The organism is Paracoccus sp. PAR01, from assembly GCF_014851995.1.
GTDB classification, from domain to species: domain Bacteria; phylum Pseudomonadota; class Alphaproteobacteria; order Rhodobacterales; family Rhodobacteraceae; genus Paracoccus; species Paracoccus litorisediminis.
Genome location: NZ_JACVAW010000005.1, coordinates 277,377 through 284,862 on the forward strand (window position 1 = coordinate 277,377; position 7,486 = coordinate 284,862).

The 7,486-nt window shown below is 65.5% G+C and carries 8 protein-coding genes; 7 read left to right on the forward strand and 1 reads right to left on the reverse strand.

Features of this window, described 5'->3' with window-relative positions:
- Positions 1-91: 91 nt before the first annotated feature.
- The 7 genes from IB235_RS11520 to IB235_RS11550 all read left to right on the forward strand — a co-directional run bounded on the left by IB235_RS11520 (position 92) and on the right by IB235_RS11550 (position 7,357).
- Entirely contained in the window at positions 92-1,081 is a 990-nt protein-coding gene (locus IB235_RS11520) for an HAD family phosphatase (protein WP_192336834.1), read from the forward strand.
- A gap of 70 nt (positions 1,082-1,151) precedes the next feature.
- Positions 1,152-2,141, forward strand: coding sequence for an AAA family ATPase (locus tag IB235_RS11525; RefSeq protein WP_370576879.1), 990 nt, complete (start codon positions 1,152-1,154; stop codon positions 2,139-2,141).
- A 6-nt stretch (positions 2,142-2,147) separates the two neighbouring features.
- Positions 2,148-3,134 carry a DUF58 domain-containing protein gene (locus IB235_RS11530; RefSeq protein WP_192336836.1) on the forward strand — a complete coding sequence of 329 codons (987 nt, stop codon included), beginning with the start codon at positions 2,148-2,150 and terminating at the stop codon, positions 3,132-3,134.
- A complete protein-coding gene (locus tag IB235_RS11535; protein ID WP_192336837.1) occupies positions 3,134-3,619 on the forward strand; it encodes a DUF4381 domain-containing protein in 486 nt (161 codons plus the stop codon). The genes IB235_RS11530 and IB235_RS11535 overlap by 1 nt, the downstream gene beginning before the upstream one ends.
- The gene (locus IB235_RS11540; RefSeq protein WP_192336838.1) at positions 3,616-4,602 is read left to right on the forward strand and encodes a VWA domain-containing protein; all 987 of its coding nucleotides are present in this window, start codon (positions 3,616-3,618) and stop codon (positions 4,600-4,602) included. Before IB235_RS11535 ends, IB235_RS11540 begins: the two co-directional genes overlap by 4 nt.
- Positions 4,599-6,110: a VWA domain-containing protein gene (locus IB235_RS11545; RefSeq protein ID WP_192336839.1), complete on the forward strand. Its 1,512-nt coding sequence runs from the start codon at positions 4,599-4,601 to the stop codon at positions 6,108-6,110. Before IB235_RS11540 ends, IB235_RS11545 begins: the two co-directional genes overlap by 4 nt.
- Complete coding sequence (locus IB235_RS11550) at positions 6,107-7,357, forward strand: BatD family protein (RefSeq protein ID WP_192336840.1); 1,251 nt, start codon at positions 6,107-6,109, stop codon at positions 7,355-7,357. Before IB235_RS11545 ends, IB235_RS11550 begins: the two co-directional genes overlap by 4 nt.
- A gap of 18 nt (positions 7,358-7,375) precedes the next feature.
- On the opposite strand, the gene IB235_RS11555 is transcribed toward IB235_RS11550, so the two are convergent.
- Positions 7,376-7,486: transposase domain-containing protein (locus tag IB235_RS11555; RefSeq protein ID WP_192336841.1), on the reverse strand; the 111-nt coding region annotated here is incomplete at its 5' end.

The following is a 7,486-nucleotide window of genomic DNA, read 5'->3' on the forward strand; positions in this document are numbered from 1 at the left end:
TCGCCTGACGGAGGGGCCGCCCCTGCGGTCCCTTCTTACCGTTCCCCGCGTCATGCCGTCGGGGAACGGGTTTCCCACCAAAGGAGCGAACATGTCCATCCGGTCCGGCTCTGCCACGGCCCTTGGTGCCGTCCTTGCGATCCTTGCATCCCCCGTCCTGGCCGATCCGCTGCCCTCATGGAATGAGGGCGCGACGAAAGCCGCGATCATCGAATTCGTCGAAAGCGTCACCGACCCCGCCTTGGACAGCTATGTCCCCGAGGCCGACCGGGTCGCCACCTTCGACAATGACGGCACGCTCTGGGCCGAGCAGCCGTTCTATTTCCAAGGCATCTACGCGCTGGACGTCTTGAAGAAAAAGGCCGAGGCCGATCCCTCGATCCTGTCCTCGGACGTGCTGAAAGCCGCCGCATCGGGCGACATCAAGGGCGCCACCGCCAAGGGCGTCGAAGGGCTGATCGAGGTCGGCAACATCTCTCATGCCGGGATGACCGTGGACCAGTTCCAGAAGGATGCGCACGAGTGGTTGACCACCGCGACCCATCCGACCACCGGCATGCATTACGCCGACATGACCTATCAGCCGATGCTGGAACTGCTCTCTTACCTGCGGGATGAGGGCTTCACGACCTATATCGTCTCGGGCGGCGGCGCGGATTTTCTGCGCTCCTTCGCGCAGGAGGCCTATGGCATCCCGCCCGCTCAGGTCGTCGGCACCGAGGGCGACACCAAATACGAAGAGGTCGATGGCAAGATGGTGCTGATGAAGCGTGGCGGCGTCAGCTTCATCGATGACAAAGAGGGCAAGCCCGTCGGCATCAGCCGCCATATCGGCCAGCGCCCGATCTTTGTTGCGGGCAATTCCGACGGTGATTTCGCCATGCTGGAATATGCGACCAGCGGCGATGGCCCGGCCTTTGGCCTGATCGTCCACCACACCGATGCCGACCGCGAATTCGCCTATGACCGCGAGGGACATATCGGCGTTCTCAGTCGTGGCTTGGACGAGGCCGAAAAACGCGGCTGGCATCTGGTGGACATGAAAAACGACTGGGCCCGGATCTGGTCCGTGCCGAAGTGACCGACCCTGCGCGCCTTTACCGGCGCGCGGTCTTTTCAGCGATAAGCAGGATTTCATGGACCAGACGGATATTTCTGCGCGCAAGGCGGTCGAAGATCTGCGCAAGCGCATGGGACAGGCGATTATCGGCCAGCGCGACGTGATCGACCGTTTGCTGATCGGTCTTTTGGCCAACGGCAACCTGCTGGTCGAGGGTCTTCCAGGACTGGCTAAAACCCGTGCGATCAAGGCTTTGGCCAAGAATCTTGAAGCAAAATTCAGCCGCATTCAGTTTACGCCGGACCTGCTGCCCTCGGACGTGACCGGGACCGAGGTGCTGTACAAATCGGGGGATGAGACCGAGTTCCGTTTCGATCCCGGCCCGATATTCGCCAATATCGTCCTTGCGGATGAGATCAACCGCGCCCCCGCCAAGGTGCAGGCCGCGCTGCTGGAAGCGATGGAGGAACGTCAGGTCACCGTCGCCGGCACCACCCACAAGATGGAGCCGCTGTTCATGGTCATGGCGACCCAGAACCCGATCGAGCAAGAGGGGACCTATCCCTTGCCCGAGGCGCAGATGGACCGCTTTCTCATGCATGTGAACATCACCTATCCCCCGGTCGAGGACGAGGTTCAGGTGATCCGGCTGGTCCGTGGCGAAGAAATCGAGGCCCTGAGCGAACAGCAGGGCACCGCCCCGCCCGCCGCGCCCACACCCATCGCGCAGGACGCCGTGTTCTCGGCCCGGCGCGAGATCGCCGAGATCCATGTCGCGGATGCGGTCGAACGCTACATGGCCGATCTGGTCAATGCGACGCGGATTCCGGCGCAGTTCGGCGATGACCTGAAACGCTGGATCGAGGTCGGCGCCTCGCCCCGCGCCTCGCTGGCGCTGGACCGCTGCTCGCGCACCCATGCGTGGCTGCAAGGCCGCGATTATGTCGACCCCGAGGACGTGCGCGCGATCATCCCCGACGTGTTCCGCCATCGTCTGGGCCTAAGCTTTGAGGCGCAGGGCGAGGGCGTGACCCCCGATCAGGTCACCGCTGAAATCGTGAGGCAGGTCGCCCTGACCTGATGCGCGATGAAGGATCAGGCCGCACGCATCCGCACCGGAACGACCGAACCACATCCGCCGCCCAGCGGGTTGGACCCGCGGATCAGCGTCGATCTGGACCATCTGCGCCGACTTGAGGCACAAGCCAAACGCATCAGCTTCCTGCCGCGCCAGCCCTCGGGCTCGGTGCTGAATGGCCGCCATGCCTCGCGCCTGCGCGGGCGCGGTCTGAATTTCGAGGAGTTGCGCGACTACCTGCCCTCGGACGACATCCGCAGCATCGACTGGAAGGTCACCGCCCGGACCGGTACGCCCCATGTCCGCGTCTATACCGAGGAACGCGACCGCCCGACGCTGATCGTGGTCGATCAGCGCATGTCGATGTTCTTTGGCTCGCAACTGAACATGAAATCGGTGACGGCGGCGGAATGCGCGGCGCTGGCGGCATTCCGCATCTTTGATCAGGGCGACCGGGTCGGCGGCATCGTCTTTGGCGACCGCGATCTGGCCGAGATCCGCCCCGCCCGCAGTCGCCATGCCCTGACCGCTTTCCTGACTGCCTTGGCCGATGCGAATAGCTTGTTGCACGCCGATGCGCCGACGGTTGATCCGATCCCGATGAACCGGGTTCTGGCCTCGGTCGCAAGGATGGCGCCGCGCAACCATCTGGTGCTGGTTTTCAGCGATTTCGACATCGTGGATGACCTGACCGAAAGGCTGATTGCCGGGATTTCGCGGCACAATGACCTGATCCTTGGGCTGGTCAATGATCCGTTTTCGCAGGAATTGCCGGGCGGCCATCGCATCGTCGTTTCGGACGGGACCCTGCAGGCCGAGATTGACACCGGCAACCAGAAGACCCATCGCGCGCTGAGCGATCTGGCCAGCGGTCGGCTGGCGCAGATCCTTGACTGGCAACGGCGCTTTGGCGTTCCGGTCCTGCCGCTCAGCGCGGATGAGGACAGCGTGACCCAGATGCGCCGCTTGATGGGCCTTGCCGGGACGCGCCGCTGATGGAGCAGGACACCGCCCCCGCCACGCCTGACAATGACAGCCTGATCGGGCTGATCGAGCAGCTTGTCGAACCAGCCGAGCTTGCGCCGATTTCGATGATGCCGCAGACATGGGGCTGGGCGGTGCTGGCGGCGCTGTTGCTGGCGGCGCTGGCCTATGCGTTGTGGCGGTGGCGCAGGCACTACCGCGCCAATGCCTATCGCCGCGCCGCGCTGCGGATGCTGTCGGGCGCGGGCGATGATCCCGCCCGCATTGCGGAAATCCTGCGCCGCACCGCGCTTGCCGCCTATCCACGCGATCAGGTGGCCTCGCTTTTCGGGGCGGATTGGCTGGGCTTTCTGGATCGCCAGATCGGCGGCGAGGCGTTTCGGAACGGCCCCGGCCGGGCGATTGCCAGCGCCCCCTATCGTCCGACCCCGCCCAATGCGCAGCTGACCCGGCTGGCCGAGACCTGGATACGCAGGCATCGCGGGGTCACGCCATGATCTCGCTGGGTTTTCCATGGGCGCTTCTGGCGCTGCCGTTGCCCGTGCTGGTCTGGTGGCTGATCCCGCCGCATAAGGAGCAGGTCCCCGCCCTGCGCTTTCCATTCTTTCGCCGGATCGTCGATGCGGCAGGCAGTGACGCGGCCTCGGGTGCGGTGGTCATGCGGCGGTCCGTCCTGCAGATGATTGCGGCCGCACTGGTCTGGGTGCTGGTGATCCTTGCCATGGCCCGCCCCGAGCGTGTCGGCGCGCCGATCGAACAGACCCGCGCCGCGCGCGATGTGGTGCTGGCCATCGACATTTCCGGCTCGATGGATGCGCGGGATTTCCACACGCCGGACGGCGCGGTCGAACAGCGCCTGCAGGGCGTCCGCGAGGTTGTGGACGGCTTCATCGCGGGCCGCGACGGTGACCGCATGGCGCTGATCGTCTTTGGCTCGCGCGCCTATGTGCAGGCCCCGCTGACCGAGGATCTGCAAACCATCCGCGACCTGCTGGCCCAGACCCAGGTCGGCATGGCCGGTCCCCATACCGCGCTTGGCGATTCCATCGGTCTTGCCATCCGCACCTTCGAGGCCAGCGATATCAAGCAGCGCCTGTTGATCCTTTTGTCCGACGGCACCGATACCGTCAGCCGCATGAGCCCGGTCAACGCCGCCGAGATCGCCCGCGACCGCTCGATCGAGATCTATACGATCGGCGTCGGCGATCCCAAGGCCACCGGTGAGGACAAGGTGGATCTGAAAACCCTGCAGGACATCGCCTCGCGCACTGGCGGGCAGTATTTCTTTGCCGAGGACGGGGCGGGTCTGCGCGATGTCTACAAGCGCATCGATGAGCTTGCCCCTCGCCAGACCGAGGCGCTGTCCTATCGGCCAAGGCAGGCCCTTGCATGGCTGCCGCTGCTGCTGGCCACGCTGATCGGGCTGACCATGACCGGTTGGCTGGCGCTGATGACGCGCAGACGCAGGGTGCGGCCATGAGCGATCTGGCGCTGTCTCTGGATCTGTTTCATTTCATCCGGCCGTGGCTGCTGGTGCTGTTGCCGGTCATTGCGCTGCTATGGTGGTGGGTGCGACGCAGGCTTGCACCCCACAAGCCGCCGGAAACCGCGATTGCGCCGCATCTGGCGCGGGCGTTGACCGTTGGCCGGGCCAGCGCGCGACGTGTCCTGCCCATCGATGGGGTGGCACTGGTGCTGGCGCTGACCTGTCTGGGCGCTGCCGGTCCGACTTGGTCGCGCGTGCCCGATCCTTTCGTCGCCCAGACCGCGCCACTGGTCATCGCACTGAAGGTGACGCCCTCGATGGAGGCACATGATCTGGCCCCCTCGCGGCTGGAGCGGTCCAAACAGAAGATTGCGGATCTGCTGGCTTTGCGCGCGGGCGCACGCTCGGCCCTGATCGCCTATGCCGGAACCGCGCATTCGGTCGTGCCGATGACCGAAGACCCGCATGTGCTGCAACCCTATCTTGAGGGGCTCAGCCCCGACGTGATGCCCGGCAAGGGCAATGCCACCGCCGCTGCGCTGGAACTGGCCCGCAGCATCATGGCAAAGGAATCTGCACCCGGCGGCATCCTGTTCGTGACCGACGATATCGAGGCCGCGGATGTCGCGGCGCTGAACGGTTTTCAGGGTGCCAGCGTCGCGGCGCTGGCCGCTTTGCCCGAAGGCGTAGGCAGCGCCGGGATCGATCAACTGACCATTCCCGTCCAGCAGGTGACGGTGGATGATGCGGATATCACCACGCTGGACCGGCGGTTGAACGCCGCCTATCGCCGCGCATTGGCCGAACAGGGCAACCAGCCTTGGGACGATCGTGGCTGGCTTTTGGCATGGCCAGCGATGTTGCTGGGGTTGTTCTGGTTCCGGCGCGGCTGGACCATGCGCTGGGGCGCGGCGGCCTTGGCGGCGCTGGTCCTGCAACCCGGAACGGGCCGGGCCGAAGGGGTCACGGACTGGTTCCTGACCCCGGACCAGCAGGGTCAGATTGCCTATGACAAGCATCATTTCGACCGGGCGGGCGCACTGTTCCTTGAGCCGATGCACAAGGCCCATGCCCTTTATCGTGACGGGAAATACGACGCCGTGGTCGAAACTCTTGCCGGGATCGAAACGCCGGATGCCGCGTTCCTGTCCGCCATGGCCCATATCAAAAGCCGCGGTTATCGCGAGGCCATCGCGGATTTCCAGACCACGCTGGACCGCGACCCGAATTTCCCCGGCGCGGCGCAGAATCTGGAGTTGGCAAAGAAGATGCTGGATTTCGTCGAAACCGCGCGCGTGCAGTCCGATACCGGCGAAAAGACCGGCGAGGGGGCCGATGGCGTGGTGCTGGACAACAAGGATGCGCGCGGTGCCGATACACAGATCAGGGGCGGCGAGCAGGGCGCCAAACTGCTGACCGCCGATCAATGGATGAATACGGTGGACACCAATACCGCCGATTTCCTGCGTCAGCGCTTCGCCATCGAGGCGGCCCAGAAATGAGGCGGCTGCTTCTTGCTCTGCTGCTGCTTGCCGGTCCGGCGCTTGCACAAGCCCCTCCGACCCCGATTGTCGAGACGGTGCTTGACCAGTCCCAGACCGTGCCCGGCCAGTCGGTAACGCTGCGGCTGAATATCCTTGTCCCGACATGGATGCCGAACCCGCCCGAATTGCCGACATTCGAGTCCCCGAACCTGCGCGTGCGCGTGCCGCCGCGTGGCTCGACTGCGATCAGCCGTCAGGTCGATGGGCAGAACTGGTCCGGGATCTCGCACCGCTACCTGCTGACCCCGATGGTCCCCGGCCAATTCGTCCTGCCGCCGCAGAAGATCGAACTGACCTGGGCCGATCCCGGCGGGCCGGCGCCGCTGACCGCCACGGTGCAGACCGAGCCGGTGACGCTGACCGGCACCGTGCCCAAGGGCGCCGAGGGGCTTGATCCCTTCATCGCCGCCAAGTCGCTGGTCCTGACGCAGGACCTGTCCGGCCCCTCGACCGGGCTGACACCGGGGGCCAGCGTCATCCGCACCGTCACCGCCAAGATCGAGGGCACATCGCCCATCGTCCTGCCGACCCTGATGCCGCAATTCGATCTGCCCGCGATCCGGGCCTATCCCGCCTCGCCGCAAGTGACCGAGGATGACGGCGCCGAGGAGCTGTCCGGTACGCGGGTCGAAAGCGAGACGCTGATGGCCTTGGGCGGGGGGCAGGGTAGCGCGCCGCCGATCAGCCTTGACTGGTTCAACCTTGGGACCGGCAAGGTCGAAACCGCAAGCGTGCCGGGCTTTGACATCTCGGTCGCCGGCCCGCCGCCGAAAAGCGCCCAGACCGCGCAGCAGCGCGATTGGCGGCTGATCCTGACGACACTGGCACTCGTGCTGGGGGTTGCGGCGATGCTGCGCGGGCTTTGGCCACGCGCCCGCGACGCTGCGCAAACCCATCGTCAGGCGCGTCTGGCCAGCGAAGCCTATGCGCGAAGTCAGCTTCTGACAGCCATTTCGCGCCGGGATTATCCGCAAACTTCGCGCTGGCTGGAGGATTGGCGCGCGCGCCTGCCTGCGGGCGTCCCGATGCAGGACCTGTCCGAGCTTTTCGCGGCGGTCGGTGCGACGCTTTATGCCGCGCAGCCTGCCTCACCCGCCTCACCATGGGAGGCATTGGCCCACGCCGTTCGGGCCACGCCCTCGGTCTGGGGCCGCAGTAATCGGCAGATCCTGCCTGAGCTCAATCCGGGGTCGCAGGCCCGTTAGGGGTAAGCGGTGTCCCGATCACACGGTGACTGCGTAATTCCACGGGAGCAGGTCTTGGATCTTGCTCTGTCTGTGGCCTTTGACGATGGCGGTGAGCGTGGCTGTCAGCCATGCGTGGGGATTGACGCC

Excerpts from the sequence above, each read along its gene's own strand:
- IB235_RS11520 (WP_192336834.1), top strand. The coding sequence starts at position 92 with ATGTCCATCCGGTCCGGCTCTGCCACGGCCCTTGGTGCCGTCCTTGCG.
- IB235_RS11545 (WP_192336839.1), top strand. The coding sequence starts at position 4,599 with ATGAGCGATCTGGCGCTGTCTCTGGATCTGTTTCATTTCATCCGGCCG.
- IB235_RS11550 (WP_192336840.1), top strand. The coding sequence starts at position 6,107 with ATGAGGCGGCTGCTTCTTGCTCTGCTGCTGCTTGCCGGTCCGGCGCTT.
- IB235_RS11535 (WP_192336837.1), top strand. The coding sequence starts at position 3,134 with ATGGAGCAGGACACCGCCCCCGCCACGCCTGACAATGACAGCCTGATC.
- IB235_RS11530 (WP_192336836.1), top strand. The coding sequence starts at position 2,148 with ATGAAGGATCAGGCCGCACGCATCCGCACCGGAACGACCGAACCACAT.
- IB235_RS11540 (WP_192336838.1), top strand. The coding sequence starts at position 3,616 with ATGATCTCGCTGGGTTTTCCATGGGCGCTTCTGGCGCTGCCGTTGCCC.